Source organism: Atopobacter sp. AH10 (assembly GCF_003664595.1).
Taxonomy (GTDB): Bacteria; Bacillota; Bacilli; order Lactobacillales; family Aerococcaceae; genus Atopobacter.
On record NZ_QXPZ01000035.1, the window covers coordinates 846 to 1,617 of the forward strand.

Below are 772 nucleotides of genomic sequence, written 5' to 3' on the forward strand. Positions count from 1 at the left end.
CCAAATTCACTTGAGGTAAAAGTTCATGGTCTCGGTTATAACCCATGGCAGCCAAATCTATACTTTTACCATAGGTAGATACACTGCTGACATCATATGCTACATAATCTCCTTCGTTAACGATCAAGGTTTGCCAATCTTTAAAGAAATGCCAACGGCGAGAATGGCTAATAGCTTCATAAATAGGTCCTAACTTTCTCTGTGTAGGAGTTGATCTGTAGGGATTATAATGGGTCAGATAGTAATCATCTAAATACATCATCGTATTACCTTTAGAAAGCATAAACGAGGCGATAGAGAGAATAGAGTCAGCTATATCGTCAAAGTTTTTTGAAAGCAATTCATCTACTTTTAATTGCTGAGCAAGTTTTTTTACCAATTGAGAAAAGCCTGCCTGTTGGATCTCAGTAATTTCTTCTTCAATAGGATCTGTTTTTGGAAAGTATTCCCAGTACTTTTGATTAGGGAAAAAGGTCGTTGGATCTTCTTCGTTTAGTTTTCCAATAGCTACGTCTCGGTGAGTACGTGAACCGTTGGTTGTCACATAGTAAGAATCGATGTAATAAACATACCGATATTTGCCACTTTTCTTAATAGAGACTCTTTTTTCTGGTAATTTTATAGCTTTTATCTTAGACATTGTGAACCCTCCTATCGTTGTATCTATTATACAACGATAGGAGGCAGAAGTCAAGAAAAAAATGATCAAAAAATCTTGTAAAATAAAGATTTTTGATCATTTTCTTTTGAGTATTGGATAAATTTTGGGGGA

1 protein-coding gene is annotated in these 772 nt (G+C 35.1%); it reads right to left on the minus strand.

Going from position 1 to position 772, the window contains the following annotated elements; genetic code table 11:
• Window positions 1-640, minus strand: a 640-nt coding sequence (locus D3H64_RS10260) for a hypothetical protein (protein WP_158589254.1), incomplete at its 3' end; no start/stop codon positions are given.
• Between the last annotated feature and the right edge of the window lie 132 nt (window positions 641-772).